The sequence below is a fragment of the Streptomyces sp. NPDC001070 genome (assembly GCF_053598835.1).
In genome coordinates this window covers 233079-257404 of record NZ_JBSFLB010000002.1, presented here as the reverse complement: position 1 = coordinate 257404, position 24326 = coordinate 233079, and the positions used below count along the sequence as shown (strand labels likewise).

The following is a 24326-nucleotide window of genomic DNA, read 5'->3' as shown; positions in this document are numbered from 1 at the left end:
CCAGGCCCGCAACGCAGGCTCCGCGACAAGTTCGGGAGGCAGCCCGCATGGCAGATCGACTCGACGTGGCGTCGCTGGCTCCCGGCGATCGCGCGGATGCGATCCGTGAATTCTCGTGGTCCATCAACGGCCGCATAGAGGTGGACCTTCCACCGAACCCGAATCACCTGAGAGCCAATGCGACCACCAACGTGGTGGGGTCGGTGAAAGTCTCGGAGATCGACTGGAACGTGGCCGGCCTCCGCCGTGCCACTGCCCCGGTGGACGAGGACATGGTGCCGCACGTTCTCATTCATCTCCAGGAAGCGGGGGCCTCCCGGTTCCAGCAAGGGGGCAGGCAGGGTGTGACACGGGCGGGAGATCTCGCGGTGCTCGAAAACGTGAAGCCCTATGAGGTCTTTTTCCACGGCACGATGCATTCGGTCCTCGTACGCGTTCCCACCCACGTCCTGGGGCTGCGGCCGTCCCTGCTCGACCAGGTCACAGCTGTGCGACTCAGTTCGGAGCGCCCGGTCGTGGGTGCCACAGCAGCGTTTTTCGCCCGGCTGGCCCGTAATCAGGCCGCTGTCGGCGACGCTGGGACCGCCCTGTTCGCGGAGCCCTCCGTCGACCTGATCAGGGCTGTGGTCGCCGTGGTCCTGGGCCGAGACGACCTGGCCAGAGCGCCTTTGAACAACACACTTCTTCAGCGTGTTCAGGAATACGTCCGCCTCCATTTGGCAGAACCCGACCTGACTGCCGCACGTATCGCCGCTGAGCATCAGGTTTCCGTACGCCAGATCTACCTGACCCTTTCCCGGGCGGGAATCACCCTCGGTGAATGGATAAGGGCGCAGCGCCTCGAAGAATGCAAGAGAGAACTGGCATCGCCGGTGCATCAGTTCATGACGATCGAGGCGATCGCCCACCGGTGGGGGTTCGTCAGCGCACCCCACTTCAGTCGCGTTTTCAAGGCTGCGTACGGTGTGAGCCCCCGCGAGTTGCGATTGCAACATGCGGCAGCGAGAGCGGACTTCCACCGGCAACAGTGCCTCCCCGGCCAGAAAACTTCGGCCGGACCTCCCTGACTGTCACCGCTGGCTGAGCCGGACAGCGTGGTGACCTTCCACGACCCCGGCCTGCGCGCCGCCCAGCCTGCCTCAGCGCGCGGCGCCTTGGGCGTGCCCGTACGGGCAGCACGCCACGGGGAACAGCGGGGAACCACGGTGACGAGCACGCCGACCCCCGGGTGGACGCCCACCACGGTCATCGCCCACCCGCGTGCGTTGTCTTCCAAACTGGCTACGCGGGTTCGATTCCCGTCGCCCGCTCTGCGGGCGAAGGCCCAGGTCAGGGGAGTTTTCCCCGGCCCGGGCCTTCCTGTGTCCGGCGGCGAATCCGATGGCGGGGAAGCACTGCATCAGGATCCGTGACGAGAGCCCCGGAGTCCGGGAAACCCGGGCAGTCACCAGCGCCACGGAGCGGAGCAGGCCCGGTGACCTCCCACCGCGCCGAGAGCGACCGGCGCATGAGGCAGCACGCCGGATCGAGCCGTCTACGGGCCGTCCCGGGACGGACGACGGCGACCAACGCTGACGACCGTTGACCGCTCGATCGCAGGTCACAGCATTGATCGTCTAGGCGACCCCAGATCAGCAGACCCCCAGATCACTTCGGCGGCGCCTGGGGTGTGATCAGCTGGCCTCGCCGGTGGGCATGATCGTGACCTGCTGAAGGTTGACGCGTGCCGGCTGGGAGGCGAGGAAGCCGACGGTATGGGCGATGTCCTCCGCCGTCAGCCACTCCATCGTCTCCCTGGAGCCCGCCAGCCACTCCTGCACACCGGTGTCGGTGACGTGGCTCTGCAGTTCCGTGCCGACGATGCCCGGCTCGATCGCCGAGACCCGCACCCTCTTCTGGCCCAGCTCCATGCGCAGGTGCCGGGACAGGTGCGTGACGTAGGCCTTGGTGGCCGAGTACACGGCGAAGTTCGGGAAGAGGTTCTGCGCGGTGATCGAGGAGGTGTTGACCAGGTCGCCGACACCGCGTTCGGCGGCCGCCTCGACCAGTTGGGGGACGAACGCGCCGATGGCGTTCATCAGGCCCGTGATGTTCAGGTCGATCTGGTGCTGCCACTGGTCGGTGGCCAGCTGCTCGATCGGGGCGGGGAGCATCACACCCGCGTTGTTGAAGAGCAGGTCCGCGCCACCCAGGTCGGTCTTCACCCGGTCGGCGGCAGCACGCACGGCCTGCGCGTCGGTCACGTCCGCGGCGATCGCCAGTGCGGTGCCGCCGTTCTTCTCGATGCGGGAGACAAGCTCGGCGAGCCGGTCCTCGCGCCGGGCCAGCACAGCGACCTTGGCGCCCAGCGACGCCAGGTGTGCAGCGGTCGCTTCGCCGATACCGCTGGAGGCGCCGGTGACGACAGCGACACGGCCGGCAAGTGGGGCGACAGAGGTCTGCGAGGTCATTGAGGAGGTACCTTCCGTGGAACTTTCGGGGGGCGGTCCGCTCATCCGGACCGCTCATCCAGCACACCACCGCCAGACCCAGCGAAAAGGGCGCAGACCGCACCCTGCCGGGACAGGTACCGGCAGGGCCACCCAAACCCGAAATGCCGCACGCGCCAGACGTCACACTGGGTGTATGGACAGCCGAGGCGAGCTCGCCGATTTCCTGCGTACCCGGCGTAGCCGCCTGACCCCTGACCAGGCAGGATTGCCCGAGGACGGCCGCACACGCCGGGTTCCCGGACTGCGTCGCGACGAGGTCGCCCGACTCGCTGGTATGAGCACCGAGTACTACACACGGCTCGAACAGGGTCGAGCCGGCAACCCCTCACCGGAAGTCCTTGCGGCTTTGAGCCGGGCCCTGCACCTGGACGCGTCCGAGACGGAACACCTGCAGGATCTGCTGACCCGACCGAGCGCCGCCACTCGCCGCGCCCCCACCGGCCCACAGCGGGTCCGTCCAGGCCTGCACCTGATGCTGCAGACACTGAAGCACGTACCGGCATACGTCCTCGGTCGGCGGACCGACGTCCTCGCCTCCAACCGACTGGCCCGGGCCGTCCTCACCGACTTCGACGCCCTGCCCGTACCGGCCCGAAACCTGGCTCGCTACTACCTGCTGGACCCCTCCGCCCGGCAGACCGTCGGCGACTGGGAACGCATCGCTGCCGAAACCGTAGGGATCCTCCGCCTGGAGGCCGGGCGCCGGCCCCACGACCGGCAACTCGCCGACCTGGTCGGTGAACTCACGCTGCAGTCACCAGAGTTCACGACCTGGTGGAACGACCACCGGGTACTGCGCTGCACCCACGGCGCAAAGATTCATCATCACCCCGTCGTCGGTGACCTGCACTTCCTCTTCGAGTCCTTCCAAGTTCCCGGAGACGCAGAACAGACCCTGTACGTCTACAACGTGGAACCGGGATCTCCGACCGACCAGGCACTGCGCCTGCTCGAATCCTGGAACGCACCCGCCCTTGACCGAAAACCGGCCCGTCCCGCGCCACCCTCAGTCTGATGTCGCAGAGTCCTCGGCCGCCGCAGGGATTCACCCCGCGGTGTCGGTGGCGGGGTGGGAGACTGCAGGTCATGGATGCGCAGGTCACAGTGTTGATGACACCGGTGACCCCAGGTCGGTGGAAGCCTGATCCACTTCCAGAAGCCGACAGCCGGACGAGGACCGGCCCCACTTCTGCGCGAGCTGTTTCACGATGGCTCTGTGGCGACGGTTCCGCCGCGCCATTCGAAGAGGAAGATCGTCGCATCGTCGCTGGTGAACCCGCTTCGGGCGCGCATCAGGGCCTGGGAGAGGACCCGCACCGTGGCTCGCACGCCCCGTTCTCTGGCCCCGACCCTTTCCACAATGCCGACCAACTGCTCAAGGCCGAACTGCGCCCCTCCCGCAGCACGCTCCTCGACGAGGCCGTCGGTGAAGCACAGCACACGGTCGCCGCGCTGCAACACTCGCTCGCTGATGCGGGGTTCTTCCCCACCGAAGCCCACCGGAAGGGTGGTGCGGCTCTCCAGTCTTTGGATGACCCGCCGGTCGCGGATGAGGAGGGGCGCAGGATGGCCGGCGTTCACCCATTGCAGGTGTCCTGTCGCGACATCGAGGCGCATCATCTGGGCGGTGACGAAGTGTTCAGGGCCGAACTGTTCGGCGATGACTTGGTCCATGAGCGCGTAGATCTCCGACAGGCCCACGTCGGACCGTCGGGCATGGCGGTACGTGCCGATCGCCGCCGTCGCCATCACGGCGGCGCCCAGCCCATGGCCCATCGCGTCGATCACGGCCACGTGAAGGATGTCGTCGTTGAGGGCGTAGTCAAAGCTGTCGCCCGCGACTTCATAGGCGGGCTCGAGAACTCCTGCCACCTCGACCTGCGGAACGCACATCGCCAGCGGAGGCAGCAGCGACCACTGGATCTCGGCGGCCACGGTCATCGGGATCCGGCGCCGGATCTTCGTGAACTGGTCGGTACAGCAACTCTTGGACCCCAGAATGACGGCGAGCAGAGCAGCGAGTCGCCTCAGGAGCCTGCGGTCGTCGTCATCCACGCTGTCCACAGTGACGCCCAGCACCCCCAGGTGGTCGCCGCCGTCCAGCAAGGGCAGGTAGATCCGGGTGCCGTCCGCCTGCAGCACCTCAACGGGTGTGGCTTCCACGAGAGCCCGGCCGGGATGGGACCCCGTGATCGGTCCGGCCTCACCCGCCACGAGGCTCCCGCCGGGCAACGAGACAAGCATCAACTGCTCGAAGTCCTGGAGAAGCACAGAGACGTCACGGCCGCCCATCCCCCCGATCACTTCCGTGATCAGCGGCACAATCAGATGCGGCGGCAGATCATGTGCCCGGTCAAGGATTACGCCCAGCAACCGTTCCCCAAGGCCTTCGGACCGGTCGCCCATGACGTCACCAGGCCCGCGCGCACCATCTGCCATACCCCCATATGACCACGGAACTTACGCGTTCCTCCTCGTAACACGTAGCCCGAACTGGTGACACCGCCGCACAAGTGGCGATGTCGAATGATTGCCGGACGCGGCAAGCACGGAAGGCTCCTCAGCGGAGTACGGTGGACGCGCCGAAGGCATTCCGTACCCCGGCTTCGCGCCGGCGTCGCTTTCGGCGAATGCCCGGCCGGGCAGGTGAACGCATGGGCTTGATCCTCGCTCAGACGACACACGATGAATCCCTCGCCCCTGACGAGGTACGGCTCCCGGCGCGACACCGGACGCTGGGAGTTTCTGGTCATTCCGCCGGAGACGGACTCCGAAACCGCCCCGCCGCTGCTTGTTGTCCGCCGCGGCCGATCCCGCATCACCGCCACCGCCGGCGGCTTGACGGCAGTGGCGCGCCTGCACGTAGCGGAAAGCACATGAGGGTCTCCGACGCCGCCGTCACCGCTGCCCTCGCTGATGCGGCGAGCACCCTGGGAGCACTGATGGATCATCTGCGCAACACACGGCACGTGGGAACACACGGTTACGGCCCGTGTCACATCGGGTCTTGATCTTTCACCATACGTGAGGACCTTGCGTTCGGCTGTTTGCCGCCGACAGGACGGACGCCCGTTTTGGCTGGTCAGGAGCGTGTCACCCGTGGTCGTCAACAATCGGGGTACGGTGGGGGCACCGAGGGCATTTCGTACGTTGGCATCAGCGTTGGCGTCGTCGTCGGAGATGTGAATGCCCGGCGGAACGGCTGGGCCGGAAGGCGGCGCCATGGCCGCGACGACGGCGTGTGCAACGCTCTCTCAATTCCTCTCCGCGGCCGAACCGCGGTTGTATCTGACACCTGCGGGATCGCGACCCGACAGGCTGGACGGAGCATGGTGGCCGCACTCCCGGGACATCACCCGCGAGCTTCCGGGGCTGATCGCCGCGGTCGAGCTGCAATTCGGACGGATCGACCGGATCACGCTGAACGGTTCGCTGTGGCCGGAGCTTCCCCACCGGATTGCCGTGGCAGGGCGATCGATCGACGTGGGATGGTTCACCACCGGTCAGCCCGGTGTCGAGGTATGCGTGCTGTCCAACGACGCAGGGCGCTGGGACCTGCTCCTGGTGCCCCCCGAATCGGAAGCCGGTGCGGCTGAAATCTCGTTGGCCCTCGGCCCCCGTCCACTCGATCGGGCCGCTGCGGAGGCGTGGCTCACGCGTACCGCCGCCGAGCAGGCGGCAGCCGCCGAAACGGCCAGGAAGCGGCGTGGGGGGCCGAAGGCGGCCTATGAGCCGCGGGTCCACCGCGAAACCGCCCCCCGCCGGCCACCTCGCGGAGTCGCCCCAGGTGAGGGAAGAGAGATGGGGCCGTCCCCAACCGTAGGGGCGAGCGCAACTCGAACAGAGACACGGAGACACATGGGAACCGACTCATCACTCCCGGCACCCGACGTCGCCGAGGTTCGTATCACCGCCGCTTCTCCCGAAGTGGCACGACAAGTGGCACAAGTGCTGCGCGTCTGGTTCGCGAGCACCGAACAACGCAGCTACCCCGCCGGCGGCAGGGGCAGTGGCACCCGGCTCCATCTGATCGTGGACACCGCCCACACCCCGGAACCGCCCGGCGGATTCCAGCCGTGGCTCGCCGCCCCTTCCCGGACGGGCGGCTGACGTGTCCGCCGGCGACATGCAGACCACCCGCCGCAGCGCCGAGGAGGAGCCCGTACGGGTCAGGCTGGTCCGGCGCGACCTGGGTCCGCACTGGCTGGACGGCGTGTGGTGGCCGCGGTCCCACGATCTCGGCATGGCGTTGCCCGGACTGCTGGCCGCCCTGGACGAACGCTGGCCCGGCATCAGCCGCATCACGGTGAGCGGTCCGATGTGGCGCATCGGGCCCCAGGAGTTGCGGCTCGGCGGTCGGAACATACACATCACCCGGTCCACCGCCACCCCGCGGCCGAACACGATCTGCCTGCTGTCCTACGGGGTCGGCCGCTGCGACCTCCTGGTCGTGCCTCCGGGAGCGACACCCGATGAGGCGTGCCGCCTCATGGACAGTGTCGTCGCCTCCGACGGCGCCCGCACCGGGTGACCGCGGCCGGACATCAGAGACCGGACGGTCAGAGATCGGCGCCGGGGCCTGAGTGGCAGGTGAATCCGAGGCGCGTCATGGCACGCGTGACCTCCGCTGCGGTGAAGTCCCGCCGGTCCTGGCGGGTGATCACGGCGCCGACCTGCTTGACTGGGTAGTACTGCTGCCCGATGCGGACCGACTCGCCGGTCAAGGATTCGGGGATGATGCCGCTCATCGCCCGTTGCACCTCGCTCGCGGTCAAGTCGAACGGGTAACCGGCGATGATGCAGCGCACTGGGTCTCCACACGGTGGACGGATGTGCTGGGACAGTCAGCGTCGCACAGTGCGGCAGCCCGAGCGACAGGAAGAGGGCACGAATGTTTCCGGCTCCGCGATCCACCGCTCACGCGAAGTGTGTGTTAGGTTGAATTTGTTGCAGTTTTGGTACCCATGAACTTCATGTGCGCCTGACGGGACGTAACCGACAGGCGCATTTTTGTTTTTCCGGTCCTTCCGGAGGGTCATTGCGGCGACGGAAGTGCGCACAGTGCGGACTTCATGCACTGCTCCCGAAGGAGATGCTTCAACATGGCAACCGGCACCGTGAAGTGGTTCAACGCGGAAAAGGGATTCGGCTTCATCGCGCAGGACGGCGGCGGCGCCGACGTCTTCGCCCACTACTCGAACATCGCCACCCAGGGCTTCCGCGAGCTCCAGGAGGGCCAGAAGGTGAGCTTCGACGTCACTCAGGGCCAGAAGGGCCCGCAGGCGGAGAACATCATCCCGGTCGGCTGACGCCGGGAGCGTGACATGTGGGGCCGGCGCCACTCGGCGGCCGGCCCCATAGCGCTTTCCCGGGGGAGTCGTACCGGCAGCGCCAAGGGATGCCCCTCTCGGAGGAAGACGTCGGCGGTGCAGTCCTGGCGGCGCTCGCCACAGCGGCTATCGGCACGTGCCGCAACCGCGCCACATCGAGCGGGCAACCACGATCAACGGCGGTCTGCCGCAGTCGAGTTGACCGGAAGAGCCGGGGCCTCTTCAACGCCGCTCCGACCTGCGCACCCTCGACGCCCCTGACCACCAGGCCTACAAGGCAGATGTGCCCCGTCAGCAGAGTGATCCGAAGGCGATGCCCTGTTCCCAAGGGCTGTTGTGTCCGCCCCATCAGTGGCTGCGCGGTGTGTACATGATGACGGCCACGCCGACGAGGCAGACCAGGGCGCCGACGATGTCGTTGCGGTCGGGGCGGTAGCCGCCGGCGACCATGCCCCAGGCGATGGATCCGGCGACGTGGACGTCAGCACGCTTCGGGGTCGTCCCCTCGGCCGTCGACAGCTCGGGGCACCACCGGCCGCTGGTTGGCAGATCGGTCCAGGATGAACCGGGGACGACATAGGTGCACTGTGGAAGTGCGGCCCCGTCCCAGCCGCTTGCCATCGGTGCCCTCGGGGCGGGGCCGCCCGGGACACGAAGAAGGGCCCCCGGGTCGCCAGCGGGGCCCCTGGGCCGTGTCCGCAGGTGTGGCCACGGACAACGGTGAGAGCGTATGCCCGCTCGCGCCACACCCGCGCCGGAGTGAGAAAGCCTGCCCCGGCCTGCCTCCCCCGCGGAAGAAGTGCACCGCGAGCACCGGCGGGACTCCGCCTCGGCCGGCGGCCACGGCGTTCGCCGGCGGCCCTCGGCAGAGGGCGGCGCTCACCCGTTCAGGGCCCGCCGGGCCGTGCGAACGAGCACTCGGCATGCGTGCGTGGCGGAACCTGCGCAGGCTGGCAGGTGTGCCGGCGATCCGCGGTGAGGGACGATGATCATATCGGTGGTGTCGATGCCGGAAGGGATCGTCGCCCGCGCAGCCGTGTCGGAGGCGCGCGAGCGGCTCGCGGCGTCCGGGTTCCTGCTCGTGGACATCGAGCTGCCCGGGGAGGTGGCGCCCGACGAGCCGCCGATCGCCCACGAGCTCGGTCTGGAGGCCCAGGACATGGCCTGGCTGGGCAGGGAGGGCGAGGCCGCGCGGGCGGAGTTCCTGGGGGACAACGCACGGTTCGTGGTGCCCGTGATCGAGAAGGGCGAGGTCACCCATGTCCACGTCTTCGTGACCGATCGGCACCTGGTCACGGTCCACCGGGGGCCGAACGGACCGATCGGGAGCTTCTTCGCCCGGTTGCCGGACGAGCGGCCCACCGACACCGTGGCCGCGCTGTTCCTGCTGCTGGAGGAGGCGCTGGAGACCTTCCGGCGGTCGGCGGTGCGGGCCCTGCTGGAGGTGGAGGACCTGGAGGACGAGATGTTCCAGGTGCGGCACCCGCAGCAGGTCTACCGGCTGGCGCGGCTGCGCCGGCGCGCGGCCGTCCTGCACCACGCGCTCCTGCCCTATCTGGAGGCCATGGAGGAGACCTTCACGCGGCGGATGATGAGCGGCGGCTTCCCCGAGGAGCGGCAGCGGCTCGCCCGCTCGTACCAGCGCTCGTCGAGGCTGGTGCTCACGAGCATCGAGTCGCTCCAGGACGCCGCCCGGCGGGCCTTCGGAAGCTACTCCTCCCTTGTGTCGGGCGAGCAGAACGGCGTGATCAACCGGCTGGCCATCGTGTCGACGATCTTCCTGCCGCTGACCTTCCTGACCGGGTTCTTCGGCATGAACTTCACCTACATGACCGATGAGTTGGAGAGCGGCGTCGTCTTCTGGCTGCTCGCCGTGGGGCTGCAGGCGATCGTGCTGTTCATCGCCCTGTACGTGCTCCACCGCACCCGGATCTGGCGGAAACTGCGCGACGACGGCAATGACGACCGGTGAGCTCCCGGACGCCTCCCGTCTCGGTCCCTCACTACATTGGCCTCATGGAGATCTGGATCAATCCCGCGTGCTCGAAGTGCCGCTCGGCGCTGCATCTGCTGGACGAGGAGGGCGCGCAGTACACCGTGCGCCGGTACCTGGAGGACCCGCCGAACGCGGACGAACTGCGGACGGTGCTGGAGCGGCTCGGGCTGGAGCCGTGGGACATCGTGCGGACGCAGGAGGCCGAGGCGAAGGAGCTCGGGCTGAAGGAGTGGCCGCGGGAGCCGGATGAGCGGGAGCGGTGGATCGGGGCGCTGGCGGCGCACCCGCGGCTGATCCAGCGGCCGATCATCACGGCGGAGGACGGTACCGCGGTGGTCGCGCGGTCCGAGGAGGCGGTCCGGGACGCGCTCGGGCGCGCGTAGGGCGTACGGGGGGCGCACTTGAAGCACTTGGGGCGCGTCTAGAAGACGGAGAGCCCCGTGGCGGTGGTGAACGCGTCGAGGGCGGCCATGGCGCCGACGGAGTTGCCGGCCGAATCGAGGGCGGGGCTCCAGGCGCAGAGGGCGCCCCGGCCCGGCAGGATGGCGAGGATGGCCCCGCCGACGCCGCTCTTGCCGGGCAGCCCCACCCGGTAGGCGAACTCACCAGCCGCGTCGTAGGTGCCGCAGGTGAGCATCACGGCGTTGAGGCGCTTGGCGTCCGTCCGGGACAGCAGGCGGCTGCCGTCGGCGCGCAGGCCGTGGCGGGCGAGGAAGCCGCCGGCGAGGGCGAGGTCGCGGCAGCAGGCCTCCAGGGCGCAGTGGGCGTAGTAGTGCTCCAGAACGCTGTCCACAGGGTTGTGCAGATTGCCGAAGTGCGCGAGGAAGTGCGCGAGGGCGGCGTTGCGGTGCCCGTGGGCGGCCTCGGAGGCGGCGATAGCGGGGGCGGTGGCGACGGCCGCGTTGCCCGACTCGGCGCGCAGCAGTTCGCGTACGGCGCCGGAGGCGTCGCCGGTGAGGGTCTGGAGGGCGTCGGTGACGACGAGGGCCCCGGCGTTGATGAAGGGGTTGCGGGGGATGCCCTGCTCGGTCTCCAGCTGGATGAGGGAGTTGAACGGGTTGCCGGACGGCTCGCGGCCGACGCGGCGCCACAGGGCGTCGCCGCCGTGGTGGAGCGCCAGGGCGAGCGTGAAGACCTTGGAGACGCTCTGGACGGAGAACGGCGTGGTGTCGTCGCCCACGCCGTACACCTCGCCGTCGCTGGTGGCGAGGGCCATGCCGAAGGCGCCGGCGTCGGCGGCCGCGAGCGCGGGGATGTAGTCGGCGACCTTGCCGCGGCCGAGTACGGGGAGGGCCGCGGCCATGGCCTGATCGAGGAAGCGCTGGTAGTCCACCGGGCCATTGAACCCGGGAGGCTACTCGACCGGCACACCCTTCGGCCCCTTGATCCTCTTCATGATCATCTGAGAGTTGACCTCGCTCACGCCCGGCAGGGCGATCAGCTTCTCGGTCCAGAAGCGCTCGTAGGCGTCGCTGTCGGCCACCGCGATGCGCAGCAGGCAGCCGGGCGCGCCGTAGAGCCGGTAGGCCTCGACGATGTCGGGGATGGCCCGCACCTGCTCCTCGAAGGACGCGACGGACTCGCGGTCGCGGCGCACCTCGACCGAGGCGAAGACCTCGAAGCCGCGGCCGACGGCGGTGGGGTCGACCACCGCCCGGTAGCTCTGGATCACCCCGTCCTCCTCCAGCTGGCGCACGCGGCGCAGGCACGGGGAGGGGGTGAGGCCGACCCTTGCGGCCAGCTCCTGGTTGGTGAGCCGGCCGTCCGCCTGGAGCTCACGCAAGATTCTTCTGTCGATGGCGTCCACAGGGGCGATACATACCACACTCAGCCGATCTACGCGGGCTGATTGGCAATCCGATTCCAGGGTTCAGCGCATATCCTTGCCGTGGTGGATCGGGTGAACACACGAGCGAGGGAAACGTGAAGCACATCGTCGTGATCGGCACCGGCGGCACGATCGCCAGCCGGTGGCAGGGGGCCGGGTACGCGGCCGAGGCCGCCGGCCACGAGGTGCTGGCGGCGGGCGCGGTTCCCGAAGGCGTCGAGGTGACCGTACGGGATTTGTTCACCGTGAACAGCTCCCGGCTGACCTCCGCCCACCAGCTGGAGCTGCTGCGGACGGTCCACGAAGTGCTGGCCGACCCCGCCGTGGACGGCATCGTGGTGACGCACGGCACCGACACCATGGAGGAGTCCGCCTTCCTGCTGGACCTTTACCACGACGACCGGCGCCCGGTGGTCCTCACCGGCGCTCAGCTGCCCCTGGACTCCGTGGACGGGGACGCGGCGGGCAACCTCTACGACGCGCTGCTGACCGCCGCGACCGGCGGGGGCATCGGCGTCGTCATCGCCTTCGGCGGCTTCGTGCACGCCGCCCGGGGCACGGTCAAGGCGCACACCCTGGACGTCCAGGCCTTCGCCGACCCCTCCGGACGGCCGCTGGGCCGGGTGAAGTTCGGCGAGATCGCCTGGGGCAGGCCGCAGCCGCGGGCCGCGGCGCTGCCGCCGCCGGACGCCGCCGCGAAGGCGCCGCGCGTCGACGTGGTGATGCACCACGTGGACGCCGACCCCGTGCTCTTCGAGGCCGCGCTGGGGGCCGGCGCCGAGGGCATCGTGCTGGTCGGCACCGGCGCGGGCAACGCCACGCCCGAGTTCGTGGCGGCGGTGCGCCGCGCGGTGGAGGCCGGTGTGCTGGTCGCCGTGAGCACCCGGGTTGCGGCCGGGCCGGTGGCCCCGATGTACACCGGGGGCGGGGCGGTGGACCTCGCCGCGGCCGGCGCCGTGCTGGCCGGGACGCTGCGCGCGGGGCAGGCCCGTATCGCCGTGCTGGCGGCGCTGCTGTCCGCGGAGGGCCCCGAGGAGCGGGCCGCCGCGCTGCGCCGCATCATCGGGGCTGCCGAGGACCGCACGCCGGCCGTCGCCTGACTCCACGTCACCCGGCGTGGCCACCACGCCGGGTGACGCGTCAGAGGTTTATCTGGTTGATGGTGTCGGCCAGTGAGTCGAGAAACTTGTTGATCGCCGGGGCCATGCCCGTGGAGGCAAGGAAGAAGCCGAAGAGCGCGGCCACGATGGCCGGCCCGACTTTGAGCGACTTGCCCCGTATCAGGACGATCATGATGATCGCCAACAACAGCACCACGGACAGGGAGATGGCCACTGGGGATCACATCCTCGGTCTGACGCCTCACCGTTCCGGGGGGAGCCACGGCGGCCACACCCCCGCGACGTCCATCGTGCCACCTGCCGCCGACACCGTGACCCCGCGGGACACACCCTTCCCCGCGCGCCGGGGTCGCACACCTGTGACGTATGGCATCGCGATCACTTCCGAACACTTCCGGTGAGTCGAATCTCGCAATTGCAGGGCACGTTCGAGTGAATTTCCCCCAAGCTATTTCCCCACACACTCACTTGCCACACAAACGATCATCAAAAAACCTGCACAGACGTCAACTCGTCTGCCGATTCGCCCCCTTCAACCGTTATATGACCACCCATAGCGTCACAGACCGGACAGCGGCATGACACCTGCATTCCCGGGTAGCAGCGCCGCAACCCGCATTCCGCCCCCAAATTTACTCAGCCAGAGGCGCCCGCTATGGTGCATCGAATGTTCCAGCCCCCCAGCACGAACACCCTGTCCCCCGGCAGGAACCGGACCGGGAATTCCGTCCTCCCGACTCCGCGCAAGGAGAGCTCCACCGCACCCGGGACCCGGCAGGCCGCTCCCGCCGCGTCCTCCCCGCCCTCCGCCGGGCGGGACCCGTTCTTCGACAACGCCAAGTACCTCGCCATCGTGCTCGTCGCGATGGGCCACGCCTGGGAACCGCTCATCGGGCGCAGCAGGGCGGCCGGCGCGCTCTACACCCTCGTGTACGCGTTCCACATGCCGGCCTTCATCCTCATCTCCGGCTACTTCTCACGGAGTTTCGACGCCCGCCCGGACCACGTCAGGAAACTGATCAGCGGCGTCGCCGTCCCCTACGTCCTCTTCGAGATCGCCTACTCCCTCTTCAGGGACTGGGCCGACGAGGGATCGGCGCAGCCGATCAGCCTGCTCGACCCCTGGTACCTCACCTGGTTCCTGATCGCCCTCTTCGTCTGGCGGCTGACCTCGCCGATCTGGCGGATCGTCCGGCAGCCGGTGGCGGTCGCCCTGCTGATCGCGGCCTCGGCCTCCGTATCCCCCGGCATCGGCGACGACCTGGAGCTCCAGCGCGTCCTGCAGTTCCTGCCGTTCTTCGTGCTCGGCATGTGCCTGAAGGCCGAGCACTTCCGCCTCGTCCGGCGCCGGGTGGTGCGCGTGCTGTCCGTCCCCGTGGGCCTCGCCGCGCTGGTGTGCGCCTACTGGGTGGTGCCGCGGATGGACCGGGCCTGGCTCTACCACCGCGCGAGCGCCCAGGAGCTGGGCGCGCCCTGGTGGACGGGGCCGATCATGACGCTGGCGCTGTTCTGCTGCTCCCTGGCGCTGACGGTGTGCTTCTTCGCCTGGGTGCCGCGCCGCCGCACGTGGTTCACGGCCCTGGGGGCCGGCACGCTTTACGGCTACCTGCTGCACGGCTTCCTCGCCAAGGGCTCCCGCTTCGGCGGCTGGTACGACCACGACTGGATCCACACCCCGCTGGGCCGGATCGCGGTGACCGCGATCGCCGCCGTGGTGGTCACCGCGCTGTGCTCGCCGCCGGTGCAGCGGGTGTTCCGGTTCGCGATGGAGCCGAGGATGTCCTGGGCGTTCCGGCCGCTGCCTAGTCCCGGCACACGATGAGCAGGGCGCGGTCGTCGTTGACGTCCTTGGCGACCGCCTCGATCAGCTGCCACGCCGCGCCGCGGAAGCCGTGCGCGACATAGCGGTCGGCCTCACCGATCAGCCGGTCGATGCCCTCGGTGAGGTCGCGGCCGGACGCCTCGACGAGGCCGTCGGTGAAGAGCAGCAATACGTCGCCGGAGCGCAGGGTGCCCTTCACACTGTCGAACTCGGCGCCGTCGTACACCCCCAGCAGCGGGCCCTCGGCCGCCTTCTCCTCCCAGCGGCCGGTGCCCGCGCTGAGCTGCATGCCGGGCAGGTGGCCCGCCGACAGAAGCTCGTAGTCGCCGGTCTCCAGATCCAGCACCAGGTGGACGGAGGTGGCGAAGCCCTCGTCCCAGTTCTGCCGCAGCAGATAGCCGTTGGCGGCGGTGAGGAAGGCGTGCGGCGGCAGCGACCCGAGCAGGCCGCCGAAAGCCCCGGACAGCAGCAGGGCGCGGGAGCCGGCGTCCATGCCCTTGCCGGACACGTCGGTGAGGACGGCCTCCAGGATCCGCCCGCCCGAGGTGCGGGTGGCCACCACGAAGTCGCCGGAGAAGGACTGCCCGCCGGCCGGCCGCAGCGCCATCTCGGCGTGCCAGCCGTCCGGCAGCCGCGGCAGCCGGCTCTGCACCCGGATGCGTTCGCGCAGGTCGAAGAGCATCGTGCCGCCGCGCATCCAGGGCACGCCGACCCGGGCGCGGAACTGCGCGACGATCAGCCCGGCCAGCGCCACCGCCGCCACCACCAGGACCGTGCCCGGGGTCACCCGGCCCACGCCCTCGCGGTACGGACCGAGGACGGCGGACTCCACGACCATCGCGGCGGCGGAGGCCCCGTACAGCAGCAGGAGGCTGGAAGGGCGCAGCAGCAGGCCGCCGACGAGGACGGGCAGCACCAGCGTGGTGGGCGGGCACCACTGCGGGGCCAGCACCGTGCCCCAGGCGATCAGCGGGACGCTGATCGTCAGGACGGTCAGGGCGAGCCAGTCGGCGGCGTCCCCGCGGAAGTAGTCCACGGCGGATTTGCGCAGGCCGACCCGGGCCCGGTGGACCGTCCTGCGCCACCGGGCCCCGAATCCGTCTCCTACCGGGCGTCGTGCCATGTTCCCGGCGACCCTATCCACCCTCACCCGTTCTCCGCATGGGAGGTGCCCCTCATGGTGCGCCGATTCGCCGCCACGACCGGCGAAAACCGGTCGCTCGCCGGTGGGGCGACTGATAGGCAGGTCACATGACGGTGGAGTTGCGGGTTCTCGAGTCCGAACAGTGGGACGAGTGGTTCAGCAAGCTGGAACGGGCGTTCGGCGGCGCGGTCAGTCCGGCGGAGGAGCGTGATTTCGACCGCGGGGTCACCGAACTCGCCCGGTCGATCGCCGCCTGGGACGGCGAGGAGATCGTGGGCACCGCGGGGGCGTTCTCCTTCCGGATGACCGTGCCCGGGGGCGCCGTGGTCCCCGCGGCCGGCGTCACCATGGTCAGCGTCGCCTCGACGCACCGCCGCCGCGGCCTGCTGACCTCGATGATGCGGCGGCAGCTGGACGAGGTGCGCGAGCTGGGCGAGCCGCTGGCGGTGCTGACGGCGTCCGAGCCGGGGATCTACGGCCGGTACGGCTACGAGGTCACCACGCGCCAGATGATCCTGGACGTCGACACCCTGCGCGCGGGCCTCACCGTGCCGCCGGGCGCCGACGACGTCACGCTGCGCTTCGCCGACCCCGAGGAGGCGCTGGCGGTCTGCGAGGCGGTCTACGCGCGGCTCGTCCCGACCCGGCCGGGCATGCTGGAACGGCGGCCGAACTGGGAGCGCAGGGGCGTGGTCGACCCGGAGGCGCATCGGGACGGCGCCTCGAATCTGCTGTGCGTGGTCGCCGAGCGCGACGGAGAGGTGCGGGGCTACGCGCGGTACGCGGTGAAGTCCGCCTGGAACGCGGGCGGCCCCGACGGCACGGTGGTCCTGCGCGACCTGGAGGCGCTGGATCCGGACACATGCGCCGCGCTGTGGCGATACCTCTTCGGCATCGACCTGACCTGCCGGATCACCTCCCGCAACCGGCCCGCCGACGACCCGGTACTGCACCTGGTCGACGACGTCCGCCGCTGCGGCGTGCGCTTCAAGGAGGGCATGCTGCTGCGCCCGGTCGAGGTGGGCGCGGCCCTGGGGGCCCGCACCTACGCGGCTCCGGTGGACGTCGTGCTGGAGGTCTCGGACGCCTTCTGCCCGTGGAACGAGGGCCGCTGGCGGCTCAGCGGCGACACCAAGGGCGCCTCGTGCGAGCGCACGGCCGACCCCGCGGACCTGGCGCTGTCGGTGCGCGAGCTGGGCGCGGCCTACCTGGGCGACGTCTCGCTCACCGCGCTGGCACGGGCCGGCCGGGTTCGGGAGCTGCGCCAGGGCGCGCTGCGGGAGGCCGCGGTGGCCTTCGGCGGCGACGTCGCCCCCTGGCTGCCGCACGGCTTCTAGACCGGATCAGGTGCCTGCCTCACGGCCGGACCGCGGCGGGCCGGACCCGGCACCCCGCGGTCGGGCCGGCGGGCCGCTCCCCCGCACGGCCCTCCCCCGACCGGCCCCGCGCCGCTTGCGGACCCCGTCCCCACCGACTGGCCTGGGGGGACGGGGCCGACGACGCCGGCCCCGCGGAGGTGTCCGGTCGAGCGACGGGGAGGAATCGTCATGCTCAAGGGTTTCAAGAACTTCCTGCTGCGCGGCGACGTCGTCATCATCGCGGTGGGCCTGATCGTCGCCCTGGCGTTCAGCACGCTGATCCTGTCGTTCACCACCAACGTGATCAACCCGATCATCGCCCGTGCCCAGGGCGGGTCGTCACCCGGCCTCGGCTGGCAGCTCGGCAGGCCGGGCAACAGCAGGACCTATCTGGATCTCGGATCCTTCATCTCCACGCTGATCTACTTCGTGATCTTCATGGCGGTCGTCTACTTGGTGATCATCGTCCCGTACAAGGCCTACCAGGCACGGCGGGGCGTCACGGTGTTCGGCGATCCCGGCCCGGTCAGGACCTGCCCGGAGTGCCTGTCCGAGGACATCCCCGCCGCCGCCCGCAAGTGCCGCTACTGCGGCAGCGGCCAGACCGTCGCCCCGTAACCGGGTACGGCACCGCACGGCGGAACTCGGCCCGGCGGATCGGGTCTCAGCCGCGGGCGGGCTGGCAGGCGGGGCACCAGAAGAGGTTGCGCGCCACCAGGGATGCGGTGCGCACCTCGGTACCGCAGATGTGGCACGGCATGGTGGCGCGGCGGTAGACGTAGACCTCGCCGCCGTGGTCGTCGACGCGCGGGGGACGGCCCATGGCCTCGGGGGTGTGCTCGGGGCGCACGGTGTCGATGCGGTTGTTCCGCACTCCCTGGCGCATCAGGGCCACCAGATCGGCCCAGATCGCGTCCCACTGCGCGCGGCCCAGGTCCCGTCCCGCGAGGTACGGGTCGATCCCGTGCCGGAAGAGGACCTCGGCGCGGTAGACGTTGCCGACGCCCGCGACGACCTTCTGGTCCATGAGCAGCGCGGCGATGCTGGTGCGGCTGCGCGCTATGCGGGCCCAGGCGCGCTCGCCGGTGTCGGCGGACCGCAGCGGGTCCGGGCCGAGCCGGTCGTGTATCGCCTGCTTCTCGGCGTCGGTGATCAGCTCGCAGGCCGTCGGCCCGCGCAGGTCGGCGTGGTGCTCGTCGGTGGCCAGGCGGAGCCGGACCTGCCCGACGGGGGCGCCGCCCGGGCCGGTGCCGAAGCCGAACTTCCCGTACAGGCCCAGGTGGACGTGGACCCAGCCGGCCGGGCCGAACCCCAGGAAGAGGTGCTTGCCGTGCGCCTCCGCGGTCTCCATCACGGTGCCGTCCAGGAGGGCGGCGCCGTCGGAGAACTTGCCCTGCGGACTGCCCGCGCGGACCACGCGGCCGCCGAAGCGTTCCTCGTGGTCCGCGGCGAGCCGGTGGATCGTATGCCCCTCGGGCATGCCCGGATCAGCCCTCCTGCGGGTGGTGGGCCGGGACCGGGGGCAGCTCGCCGGTGGTCTCGTAGGCGGAGAGCATGTCGATGCGGCGGGTGTGGCGCTGCTCACCCGAGTACGACGTGCCGAGGAAGACCTCGACGAACTTGGTGGCCTCGTCCGTGGTGTGCATGCGGGCGCCGATGCTCACGACGTTGGCGTTGTTGTGCTCGCGGCCGAGCGTCGCCGTCTCCTGGCTCCAGGCGAGCGCGGCGCGCACGCCCTTGACCTTGTTGGCGGCGATGGCCTCGCCGTTGCCGGAACCGCCGATGACGATGCCGAGGGCGTCGGGGTCGGCGGCGGTGCGCTCGGCGGCGCGCAGGCAGAACGGCGGGTAGTCGTCCTGGGCGTCATAGATGTGCGGGCCGCAGTCGACGGGCTCGTGGCCGTTGGCCCTGAGCCATTCCACGAGGTGGTTCTTGAGTTCGAAGCCGGCATGGTCGGAGCCGAGGTACACGCGCATACGGACGAGTGTGGCACGGCCACGCTGGGCGACATGCCGTGGGTGTTCGGTGAGGGGGATTTGAGCTTGATTTGAGAGTGAAACAACAAAACGGAATCAAAGGTTCCCCGCTCGCGTCGAAGCCTGTTTCATGCCACCCCATGAGTACACGTCCCCCCACCCCTGTGGCCGACTCCACCGCTCCGGCTCACGAAGCCGCGACGGAGGCGCAGGACGGCTCGGGCCTGAAGGCCGGGCTCAAGAACCGCCATCTGTCGATGATCGCGATCGGCGGCGTGATCGGCGCCGGTCTCTTCGTCGGCTCCGGGTCCGGCATCGCAGCCGCAGGCCCCGGCATCCTCCTGTCGTACGCCCTCGTCGGCGTCATGGTCGTCTTCGTCATGCGCATGCTGGGCGAGATGGCCGCCGCGAACCCCACGTCCGGCTCCTTCTCGGCCTACGCCGACCGCGCGCTGGGCCGCTGGGCCGGCTTCTCCATCGGCTGGCTGTACTGGTTCTTCTGGGTCGTGGTGCTGGCCGTCGAGGCGACCGCGGGTGCCAAGATCCTGGAGGGCTGGGTCCCGGCCGTGCCGCAGTGGGGCTGGGCGCTGATCGTGATGGTCGTGCTGACCGCGACCAACCTGGCCTCGGTGGCCTCGTACGGCGAGTTCGAGTTCTGGTTCGCCGGGATCAAGGTCGTCGCCATCGCCGGCTTCATCGTGCTCGGCGCGCTCGCGATCTTCGGTGTGCTCCCCGGCGCGCACGAGGGCACCGCGGGCCTGAGCAACCTCACCGAGCACGGCGGCTTCCTGCCCAACGGCCCGGGCAAGATCCTCACCGGTGTGCTGCTGGTCGTGTTCTCCTTCATGGGCAGCGAGATCGTCACCCTGGCCGCCGGCGAGTCCGCCGACCCCGAGCGCGCGGTCACCAAGGCGACCAACAGCGTGATCTGGCGGATCGGCGTCTTCTACCTGGGCTCGATCTTCATCGTGGTGTCGCTGCTGCCGTGGAACGACCCGTCGATCACCAAGGACGGCTCCTACGTCGCGGCGCTGAACACGATCGGCATCGCGCACGCCGGCCAGATCATGAACGTGATCGTGCTCACGGCCGTGCTGTCCTGCCTCAACTCCGGCCTCTACACCGCCTCGCGCATGGCCTTCTCGCTCGGGCAGCGCGGTGACGCGCCGAAGGCGTTCGCCCGCACCTCCAAGCGCGGTGTGCCGCAGGCGGCGATTCTCGGCTCCGTCGTCTTCGGCTTCGTCGCGGTCTTCTTCAACTACAAGTACCCCGACACCGTCTTCCTCTTCCTGCTCAACGCCTCCGGCGCGATCGCGCTGTTCGTGTGGCTGGTGATCTGCTTCTCCCAGCTGCGCATGCGCAGGATCATCCTGCGGGAGGCCCCGGAGCGGCTTCGGGTGCGGATGTGGCTGTACCCGTATCTGACCTGGGCGACGATCGCGATGATCGTCTTCGTGCTGGGCTACATGCTCACCGACACCTCCGACGGCGGTGGCCGGGACCAGGTGGTCGTCTCGGTGCTGGTGGGGCTCGGCGTGGTCGCCATCGCGGTGGTGCGACAGGTGCTTCACAAGGGCCGGAAGGAGTCCGTCACCGGGTCGTAGGCGGACTCGGCGGACTCAGCGGCAGCCGCGTACCAGATGTTCAGCTGGTACGACTTGCCTCCCCCGGTGAAGCCGAGCCGCCGCGCCCTCCAGGGCGCACCGGCCTGAGTGAAGGAGTACTCCCGCACGACGGTGCCAGGGTGGTGGCCCGGGAGAACGGCGGACACCTCGGCGAGCCCGAGTCCCTCCGCCCCGGCGCGCTGCCGGGCACCGGCGCCCCCGACCGCACGGTCGTCCTGGCGCTGGGCGGCGGCCTGTTGCCGGCGGCGGGCGGCGCGGGGCTGTGGCCCACCCGGCGCCGGCCGGCGGCACGGCACTGACGGAAAACGGGTGGGGGCGGGGCCGTGGCCCCGCCCCCACCCGGGTGCGTCAGGTCGCGCGGGGTCAGCCGCGGCGGCCGACGAGCTTCCACGCGGCGGGCAGCGCACCCATCGCGAGGGCCGCCTTGAGCGCGTCCCCGATGAGGTACGGGGTGAGGCCGAGAGAGACGGCCTGGCCCGGCGTCAGGTGCGCGGCCAGCGCGAGGTAGGGGACGCCCACGGCGTAGGTGACGGCGCTGCCCACCGCCATGGCGCCCGCCGTCCGCCACACGCTGCGGTCCGCGCCGCGCCGGGCCAGCGCGCCCACGACCGCGGACGCCAGCGCCATGCCGAGGATGTAGCCGAAGCTCGGCGCCGCCGCACCGGACGCCCCGCCCGCGAACCAGGGCACCCCGGCCACGCCGGCCACCGCGTACAGCGCGAGCGCCAGGAAGCCTCGGCGCGCGCCTAGGGCGGTGCCCACCAGCAGCGCGGCGAACGTCTGGCCCGTCACCGGCACCGGGGACCCGGGCACCGGCACCGACAACTGCGCGGCCAGGCCGGTCAGCACGGCGCCGCCGGCCACGAGGGCCACGTCGCGCAGCCGCGACGCGGGGATGAGGTCGGCGAGGACCGGGTGGGTCCGTACGGCGGAAGCGGCGGGAACTGCGCTGGCCATCGGGTGACTCCGCGGGATGAGGGTCGGTTCGGGACACCGTGACGTTAACCCGCGGGGCCCTCGCCGATCATCGTCCGCCGATCACAAAGGCCTGATCACAGCGTTGGTCGCCTTCCTACAAGTCAGGGGCGCCGGGCGTGAGCTTCGTCACGGGAGCCTCTGTGGGGACTCTCCAATCGGTGCCGGCGCGGCGCTCCCGGTGACGCGCGGCGCCGCTCCGGCGCGTGCGATCGGGCCTCCTATGCTGCCCGCATGAGCGCTCCGTCACCCTCCCGCGTCGGCGTCGTCGGTGAGGTCCTCGTCGACCTGCTGTGGCGTTCCGGGGAGCGGCAGGTCACCCCGCTCCCGGGGGGCAGTCCGGCCAATGTGGCGGTGGGCCTGCACCGGCTCGGGCGGCCCACCACCCTCGTCACCACGTGGGGCGACGACCCGCCCGGTGAGCTGGTGCGGGCCCATCTGGAGTCGACGGGGGTCGAGGTCGTACGGGCCGCGAGCCCGGCCGGACGCACCACGCTGGCGATGGCCTACGTGGACCGGGACGGCTCCGCCTCCTACGACTTCCTGGCGGCCTGGGACCCGGAGCAGCTGTCGGTTCCCGCGGACACCGGGGTGCTGCACACCGGTTCGCTCGCCGCGGTGGTCGAGCCGGGCGCCACACGGGTGCTGGAGCTCTGCCGCGACCTGCACGCCCTGCCGGGCCGCACCGTCGTCGCCGACCTCAACGTGCGGCCCGCCGTCCAGCCGGACCGGCTCGCCTACCGCCGGGCGTGTCTGCGGCTGGCCGGAGTCACGGACGTGGTCAAGGCGAGCGACGCCGACCTGGCCTGGCTCTTCCCGCGGCTCGACCCGGCCGAGGCGGCGCGGGTGCTGCTCGCGGAGGGGCCCCGGCTCGCGGTCGTCACCCTGGGCGCGGACGGCGCGTTCGCGGTGACCGACGACACCCTCGTACGGGTCGAGGCGCCGGAGGTGGCCGTCGTCGACACCATCGGCGCGGGTGACGCCTTCCAGGCGGCGCTGCTCGACGCGATCGCCGGCTCGGGCGTCCCCGCCTCGGCGCAGGGGCTCACCGCCGTGCTGGAGCGCTGTGTCACGGCCGCCGCGCTCAACTGCACGCGGGTGGGCGCCGATCCGCCCTCGCGCGCGGAACTGGACGCGGCGCTCGGGCCGGCGCAGTAGCAGCGGCGCGGCCGCCCGTCCCGGCGGGCCCACGGTCCGACCCGCGGGAAAATGCCGGGCCGCAGGACCGGGGCGCTGGTTACCCTCGCGGCATGGACGAGGCACGGCTGACCGGACAGGTACTCATCTTCGACGCGGACGACACGTTGTGGGAGAACAACGTGGTCTTCGAGCGGGTCATAGCGGACTTCCTGGACTGGGTGGACCATCCCGTCCTGGACCGCGGCCAGATCAGGGCGCTGCTCGACGAGATCGAGGCGGCGAACGCGGTCACCCACGGCTACGGCAGCAAGGTCTTCCTGCGCAGCCTGGGCGAGTGCCTGGAACGGCTGCGGGAGCGGCCGGTGACGGAGGCGGAGCTCCGGCGGGTGGACGAACTGGCGGTCGCCTTCGTGGAGCACCGGGTGGAGCTGATGCCCGGCGTGGCGAGCACGCTGGAGGAGCTGGGCACCCGGCACGAGTTGCTGCTGCTCACCAAGGGCGACGAGGAGGAGCAGTCGCGCAAGGTGGCGGCCTCCGGAGTGGCGGACCGCTTCCGCGGGGTGCACATCGTCCCGGAGAAGGGCGCGGGGACCTACCGCGCGCTCCTGGCGGAGTACGGCTTCGCGCCGGGCAGGAGCTGGATGATCGGGAACTCCCCGAAGTCGGACATCCTGCCCGCGCGCGAGGCGGGTATGAGCGCGGTGTTCATCCCGAACGTGAACACCTGGGTGCTGGAGCAGTCCGAGCTCGACCCGGCCGACGAGCGCGTGCTGCGGCTGGCGGCCTTCCCCGAACTGCTCCGGCACTTCTGACCCGGCGTCCCCGGGCCCGGAGGATCAGTCGAAGATCGGGCCCTGGTCGCGGGTCCGCTTGATCTCGTAGAAGCCGGGGGTGGATGCGACGAGCAGGGTGCCGTCCCACAGGCGGGCCGCGGCCTCGCCCTTGGGCGCCGGGGTGACGACCGGGCCGAAGAAGGCGATCTGCTCGCCGTCGGCGCCGGGGACCGCGATGACCGGCGTGCCGACGTCCTGGCCGACCTTGGAGATGCCCTCCTGGTGGGAGGCGCGCAGCTCCGCGTCGTAGGCGTCGCTGCGGGCGAAGTCGGCGAGGTCGGCGGGGAGGCCGGCCTCCTCCAGGGCGGCGACGAGGACGTCGTGGTCCTTGTGGCCGAGGCCCTGGTTGTGGATGCGGGTGCCGAGCGCGGTGTAGAGGGGACCGAGCACCTTGCTGCCGTACTTCTGCTCGGCCGCGATGCACACGCGAACCGGGCCCCAGGCCGTGGTCAGGAACTCCCGGTACTGCTCGGGCAGCTCGTCGCGGTTCTCGTTGAGCACCGCGAGGCTCATCACGTGCCACCGCACCTCGACGGGGCGCACCTTCTCCACCTCCAGCATCCAGCGGGAGGTCATCCACGCCCAAGGGCAGGCGGGGTCGAACCAGAAGTCGACTGGGGTCGCCCCCGACGAAGTCGAGGGGAGGGCATTCTCGGCTGAGTTGTCGACTGTGGTCTCGGTCACGG

At 70.5% G+C, this 24326-nt stretch carries 27 protein-coding genes and 2 pseudogenes; 16 read left to right on the top strand and 13 right to left on the bottom strand.

Annotated features, from left to right (window positions below):
* Nucleotides 1-47 precede the first annotated feature (47 nt).
* Nucleotides 48-1067 carry a helix-turn-helix domain-containing protein gene (locus ACWDAS_RS03450; protein ID WP_450387022.1) on the top strand — a complete coding sequence of 340 codons (1020 nt, stop codon included), beginning with the start codon at nucleotides 48-50 and terminating at the stop codon, nucleotides 1065-1067.
* Nucleotides 1068-1673: 606 nt separating this feature from the next.
* On the opposite strand, the gene ACWDAS_RS03445 is transcribed toward ACWDAS_RS03450, so the two are convergent.
* Entirely contained in the window at nucleotides 1674-2450 is a 777-nt protein-coding gene (locus tag ACWDAS_RS03445; protein ID WP_450387019.1) for an SDR family oxidoreductase, read from the bottom strand.
* 175 nt (nucleotides 2451-2625) lie between these two features.
* On the opposite strand from ACWDAS_RS03445, the gene ACWDAS_RS03440 reads away from it, so the two are divergent.
* A complete protein-coding gene (locus ACWDAS_RS03440; RefSeq protein ID WP_450387017.1) occupies nucleotides 2626-3507 on the top strand; it encodes a helix-turn-helix domain-containing protein in 882 nt (293 codons plus the stop codon).
* 188 nt (nucleotides 3508-3695) lie between these two features.
* Here ACWDAS_RS03440 and ACWDAS_RS03435 read toward each other — a convergent pair whose 3' ends face one another.
* A complete protein-coding gene (locus ACWDAS_RS03435; RefSeq protein WP_450387015.1) occupies nucleotides 3696-4931 on the bottom strand; it encodes a PP2C family protein-serine/threonine phosphatase in 1236 nt (411 codons plus the stop codon).
* Nucleotides 4932-5678: 747 nt separating this feature from the next.
* Here ACWDAS_RS03435 and ACWDAS_RS03430 point away from each other — a divergent pair.
* From ACWDAS_RS03430 to ACWDAS_RS03420, 3 genes and pseudogenes are all read left to right on the top strand, one after another.
* Nucleotides 5679-6086 (top strand): annotated as a pseudogene (locus ACWDAS_RS03430) (DUF5994 family protein); the annotation flags it as partial.
* Nucleotides 6087-6431: 345 nt separating this feature from the next.
* The gene (locus ACWDAS_RS03425; protein ID WP_450387296.1) at nucleotides 6432-6602 is read left to right on the top strand and encodes a hypothetical protein; all 171 of its coding nucleotides are present in this window, start codon (nucleotides 6432-6434) and stop codon (nucleotides 6600-6602) included.
* Nucleotide 6603: 1 nt separating this feature from the next.
* Entirely contained in the window at nucleotides 6604-7023 is a 420-nt protein-coding gene (locus ACWDAS_RS03420) for a DUF5994 family protein (RefSeq protein WP_450387014.1), read from the top strand.
* Nucleotides 7024-7051: 28 nt separating this feature from the next.
* On the opposite strand, the gene ACWDAS_RS03415 is transcribed toward ACWDAS_RS03420, so the two are convergent.
* Nucleotides 7052-7300 carry an SCO5918 family protein gene (locus ACWDAS_RS03415; protein ID WP_450387012.1) on the bottom strand — a complete coding sequence of 83 codons (249 nt, stop codon included), beginning with the start codon at nucleotides 7298-7300 and terminating at the stop codon, nucleotides 7052-7054.
* Nucleotides 7301-7594: 294 nt separating this feature from the next.
* Between ACWDAS_RS03415 and ACWDAS_RS03410 the strand changes: the two genes are divergently transcribed.
* Nucleotides 7595-7801: a cold-shock protein gene (locus tag ACWDAS_RS03410; protein WP_450387010.1), complete on the top strand. Its 207-nt coding sequence runs from the start codon at nucleotides 7595-7597 to the stop codon at nucleotides 7799-7801.
* A gap of 369 nt (nucleotides 7802-8170) precedes the next feature.
* Here ACWDAS_RS03410 and ACWDAS_RS03405 read toward each other — a convergent pair.
* Nucleotides 8171-8302, bottom strand: a pseudogene (locus ACWDAS_RS03405) (YnfA family protein); the annotation flags it as partial.
* 526 nt (nucleotides 8303-8828) lie between these two features.
* Here ACWDAS_RS03405 and ACWDAS_RS03400 point away from each other — a divergent pair.
* Both ACWDAS_RS03400 and ACWDAS_RS03395 read left to right on the top strand, forming a co-directional pair.
* Nucleotides 8829-9794, top strand: a complete 966-nt coding sequence (locus ACWDAS_RS03400) for a CorA family divalent cation transporter (protein ID WP_450387281.1) — start codon at nucleotides 8829-8831, stop codon at nucleotides 9792-9794.
* Between the two features lie 44 nt (nucleotides 9795-9838).
* Nucleotides 9839-10201, top strand: coding sequence for an arsenate reductase family protein (locus tag ACWDAS_RS03395; protein WP_450387008.1), 363 nt, complete (start codon nucleotides 9839-9841; stop codon nucleotides 10199-10201).
* 38 nt (nucleotides 10202-10239) lie between these two features.
* Here the strand turns inward: ACWDAS_RS03395 and ACWDAS_RS03390 are convergent, their stop codons facing one another.
* Both ACWDAS_RS03390 and ACWDAS_RS03385 read right to left on the bottom strand, forming a co-directional pair.
* Nucleotides 10240-11151, bottom strand: coding sequence for a glutaminase (locus ACWDAS_RS03390; protein ID WP_450387007.1), 912 nt, complete (start codon nucleotides 11149-11151; stop codon nucleotides 10240-10242).
* 21 nt (nucleotides 11152-11172) lie between these two features.
* Nucleotides 11173-11625 carry an Lrp/AsnC family transcriptional regulator gene (locus tag ACWDAS_RS03385; protein WP_450387005.1) on the bottom strand — a complete coding sequence of 151 codons (453 nt, stop codon included), beginning with the start codon at nucleotides 11623-11625 and terminating at the stop codon, nucleotides 11173-11175.
* A gap of 116 nt (nucleotides 11626-11741) precedes the next feature.
* Between ACWDAS_RS03385 and ACWDAS_RS03380 the strand changes: the two genes are divergently transcribed.
* On the top strand, nucleotides 11742-12746 hold the full coding sequence (locus tag ACWDAS_RS03380) for an asparaginase (protein WP_450387003.1): 1005 nt from the start codon (nucleotides 11742-11744) through the stop codon (nucleotides 12744-12746).
* 40 nt (nucleotides 12747-12786) lie between these two features.
* Here ACWDAS_RS03380 and ACWDAS_RS03375 read toward each other — a convergent pair whose 3' ends face one another.
* A complete protein-coding gene (locus tag ACWDAS_RS03375) occupies nucleotides 12787-12981 on the bottom strand; it encodes a hypothetical protein (protein ID WP_450387001.1) in 195 nt (64 codons plus the stop codon).
* 453 nt (nucleotides 12982-13434) lie between these two features.
* Here ACWDAS_RS03375 and ACWDAS_RS03370 point away from each other — a divergent pair, with 453 nt between their 5' ends.
* Nucleotides 13435-14589 carry an acyltransferase family protein gene (locus tag ACWDAS_RS03370; protein WP_450386999.1) on the top strand — a complete coding sequence of 385 codons (1155 nt, stop codon included), beginning with the start codon at nucleotides 13435-13437 and terminating at the stop codon, nucleotides 14587-14589.
* Here ACWDAS_RS03370 and ACWDAS_RS03365 read toward each other — a convergent pair.
* Nucleotides 14570-15712 (bottom strand): PP2C family protein-serine/threonine phosphatase, encoded by a 1143-nt coding sequence (locus ACWDAS_RS03365; RefSeq protein ID WP_450386997.1) that lies wholly within the window; start codon nucleotides 15710-15712, stop codon nucleotides 14570-14572. The two genes, ACWDAS_RS03370 and ACWDAS_RS03365, sit on opposite strands and share 20 nt — an antisense overlap.
* Nucleotides 15713-15840: 128 nt before the next feature.
* On the opposite strand from ACWDAS_RS03365, the gene ACWDAS_RS03360 reads away from it, so the two are divergent.
* Together ACWDAS_RS03360 and ACWDAS_RS03355 are read left to right on the top strand one after the other, a co-directional pair.
* Nucleotides 15841-17070, top strand: a complete 1230-nt coding sequence (locus ACWDAS_RS03360; RefSeq protein ID WP_450386995.1) for a GNAT family N-acetyltransferase — start codon at nucleotides 15841-15843, stop codon at nucleotides 17068-17070.
* Between the two features lie 210 nt (nucleotides 17071-17280).
* On the top strand, nucleotides 17281-17709 hold the full coding sequence (locus ACWDAS_RS03355; RefSeq protein ID WP_450386993.1) for an MscL family protein: 429 nt from the start codon (nucleotides 17281-17283) through the stop codon (nucleotides 17707-17709).
* A 46-nt stretch (nucleotides 17710-17755) separates the two neighbouring features.
* Here the strand turns inward: ACWDAS_RS03355 and ACWDAS_RS03350 are convergent, their stop codons facing one another.
* Nucleotides 17756-18571: an Fpg/Nei family DNA glycosylase gene (locus ACWDAS_RS03350; RefSeq protein WP_450386992.1), complete on the bottom strand. Its 816-nt coding sequence runs from the start codon at nucleotides 18569-18571 to the stop codon at nucleotides 17756-17758.
* A 7-nt stretch (nucleotides 18572-18578) separates the two neighbouring features.
* A complete protein-coding gene (locus tag ACWDAS_RS03345) occupies nucleotides 18579-19067 on the bottom strand; it encodes a ribose-5-phosphate isomerase (protein ID WP_450386991.1) in 489 nt (162 codons plus the stop codon).
* Between the two features lie 140 nt (nucleotides 19068-19207).
* Here ACWDAS_RS03345 and ACWDAS_RS03340 point away from each other — a divergent pair, with 140 nt between their 5' ends.
* The gene (locus ACWDAS_RS03340; protein WP_450386989.1) at nucleotides 19208-20671 is read left to right on the top strand and encodes an amino acid permease; all 1464 of its coding nucleotides are present in this window, start codon (nucleotides 19208-19210) and stop codon (nucleotides 20669-20671) included.
* Here ACWDAS_RS03340 and ACWDAS_RS03335 read toward each other — a convergent pair.
* Nucleotides 20635-20799: a hypothetical protein gene (locus ACWDAS_RS03335; RefSeq protein WP_450386986.1), complete on the bottom strand. Its 165-nt coding sequence runs from the start codon at nucleotides 20797-20799 to the stop codon at nucleotides 20635-20637. The two genes, ACWDAS_RS03340 and ACWDAS_RS03335, sit on opposite strands and share 37 nt — an antisense overlap.
* A 15-nt stretch (nucleotides 20800-20814) precedes the next feature.
* On the opposite strand from ACWDAS_RS03335, the gene ACWDAS_RS03330 reads away from it, so the two are divergent.
* Nucleotides 20815-20991, top strand: coding sequence for a hypothetical protein (locus tag ACWDAS_RS03330; protein ID WP_450386985.1), 177 nt, complete (start codon nucleotides 20815-20817; stop codon nucleotides 20989-20991).
* Nucleotides 20992-21055: 64 nt separating this feature from the next.
* Here ACWDAS_RS03330 and ACWDAS_RS03325 read toward each other — a convergent pair whose 3' ends face one another.
* Nucleotides 21056-21649 carry a biotin transporter BioY gene (locus ACWDAS_RS03325; RefSeq protein ID WP_450386983.1) on the bottom strand — a complete coding sequence of 198 codons (594 nt, stop codon included), beginning with the start codon at nucleotides 21647-21649 and terminating at the stop codon, nucleotides 21056-21058.
* Nucleotides 21650-21901: 252 nt separating this feature from the next.
* On the opposite strand from ACWDAS_RS03325, the gene ACWDAS_RS03320 reads away from it, so the two are divergent.
* Nucleotides 21902-22825, top strand: coding sequence for a carbohydrate kinase family protein (locus ACWDAS_RS03320; RefSeq protein ID WP_450386981.1), 924 nt, complete (start codon nucleotides 21902-21904; stop codon nucleotides 22823-22825).
* A 92-nt stretch (nucleotides 22826-22917) separates the two neighbouring features.
* On the top strand, nucleotides 22918-23619 hold the full coding sequence (locus ACWDAS_RS03315) for an HAD family hydrolase (RefSeq protein WP_450386979.1): 702 nt from the start codon (nucleotides 22918-22920) through the stop codon (nucleotides 23617-23619).
* Between the two features lie 24 nt (nucleotides 23620-23643).
* Here the strand turns inward: ACWDAS_RS03315 and ACWDAS_RS03310 are convergent, their stop codons facing one another.
* Nucleotides 23644-24324, bottom strand: coding sequence for a DsbA family oxidoreductase (locus ACWDAS_RS03310; protein WP_450386977.1), 681 nt, complete (start codon nucleotides 24322-24324; stop codon nucleotides 23644-23646).
* Nucleotides 24325-24326 lie beyond the last annotated feature (2 nt).

Bases quoted from the DNA above. Each gene is read 5' to 3' on its own strand.
- ACWDAS_RS03450 (WP_450387022.1), top strand. From the start codon at position 48: ATGGCAGATCGACTCGACGTGGCGTCGCTGGCTCCCGGCGATCGCGCG.
- ACWDAS_RS03445 (WP_450387019.1), bottom strand. From the start codon at position 2,450: ATGACCTCGCAGACCTCTGTCGCCCCACTTGCCGGCCGTGTCGCTGTC.
- ACWDAS_RS03440 (WP_450387017.1), top strand. From the start codon at position 2,626: ATGGACAGCCGAGGCGAGCTCGCCGATTTCCTGCGTACCCGGCGTAGC.
- ACWDAS_RS03435 (WP_450387015.1), bottom strand. From the start codon at position 4,931: ATGGCAGATGGTGCGCGCGGGCCTGGTGACGTCATGGGCGACCGGTCC.
- ACWDAS_RS03410 (WP_450387010.1), top strand. From the start codon at position 7,595: ATGGCAACCGGCACCGTGAAGTGGTTCAACGCGGAAAAGGGATTCGGC.
- ACWDAS_RS03400 (WP_450387281.1), top strand. From the start codon at position 8,829: ATGCCGGAAGGGATCGTCGCCCGCGCAGCCGTGTCGGAGGCGCGCGAG.
- ACWDAS_RS03395 (WP_450387008.1), top strand. From the start codon at position 9,839: ATGGAGATCTGGATCAATCCCGCGTGCTCGAAGTGCCGCTCGGCGCTG.
- ACWDAS_RS03370 (WP_450386999.1), top strand. From the start codon at position 13,435: ATGTTCCAGCCCCCCAGCACGAACACCCTGTCCCCCGGCAGGAACCGG.
- ACWDAS_RS03365 (WP_450386997.1), bottom strand. From the start codon at position 15,712: ATGGCACGACGCCCGGTAGGAGACGGATTCGGGGCCCGGTGGCGCAGG.
- ACWDAS_RS03360 (WP_450386995.1), top strand. From the start codon at position 15,841: ATGACGGTGGAGTTGCGGGTTCTCGAGTCCGAACAGTGGGACGAGTGG.
- ACWDAS_RS03355 (WP_450386993.1), top strand. From the start codon at position 17,281: ATGCTCAAGGGTTTCAAGAACTTCCTGCTGCGCGGCGACGTCGTCATC.
- ACWDAS_RS03350 (WP_450386992.1), bottom strand. From the start codon at position 18,571: ATGCCCGAGGGGCATACGATCCACCGGCTCGCCGCGGACCACGAGGAA.
- ACWDAS_RS03345 (WP_450386991.1), bottom strand. From the start codon at position 19,067: ATGCGCGTGTACCTCGGCTCCGACCATGCCGGCTTCGAACTCAAGAAC.
- ACWDAS_RS03340 (WP_450386989.1), top strand. From the start codon at position 19,208: ATGAGTACACGTCCCCCCACCCCTGTGGCCGACTCCACCGCTCCGGCT.
- ACWDAS_RS03325 (WP_450386983.1), bottom strand. From the start codon at position 21,649: ATGGCCAGCGCAGTTCCCGCCGCTTCCGCCGTACGGACCCACCCGGTC.
- ACWDAS_RS03320 (WP_450386981.1), top strand. From the start codon at position 21,902: ATGAGCGCTCCGTCACCCTCCCGCGTCGGCGTCGTCGGTGAGGTCCTC.
- ACWDAS_RS03315 (WP_450386979.1), top strand. From the start codon at position 22,918: ATGGACGAGGCACGGCTGACCGGACAGGTACTCATCTTCGACGCGGAC.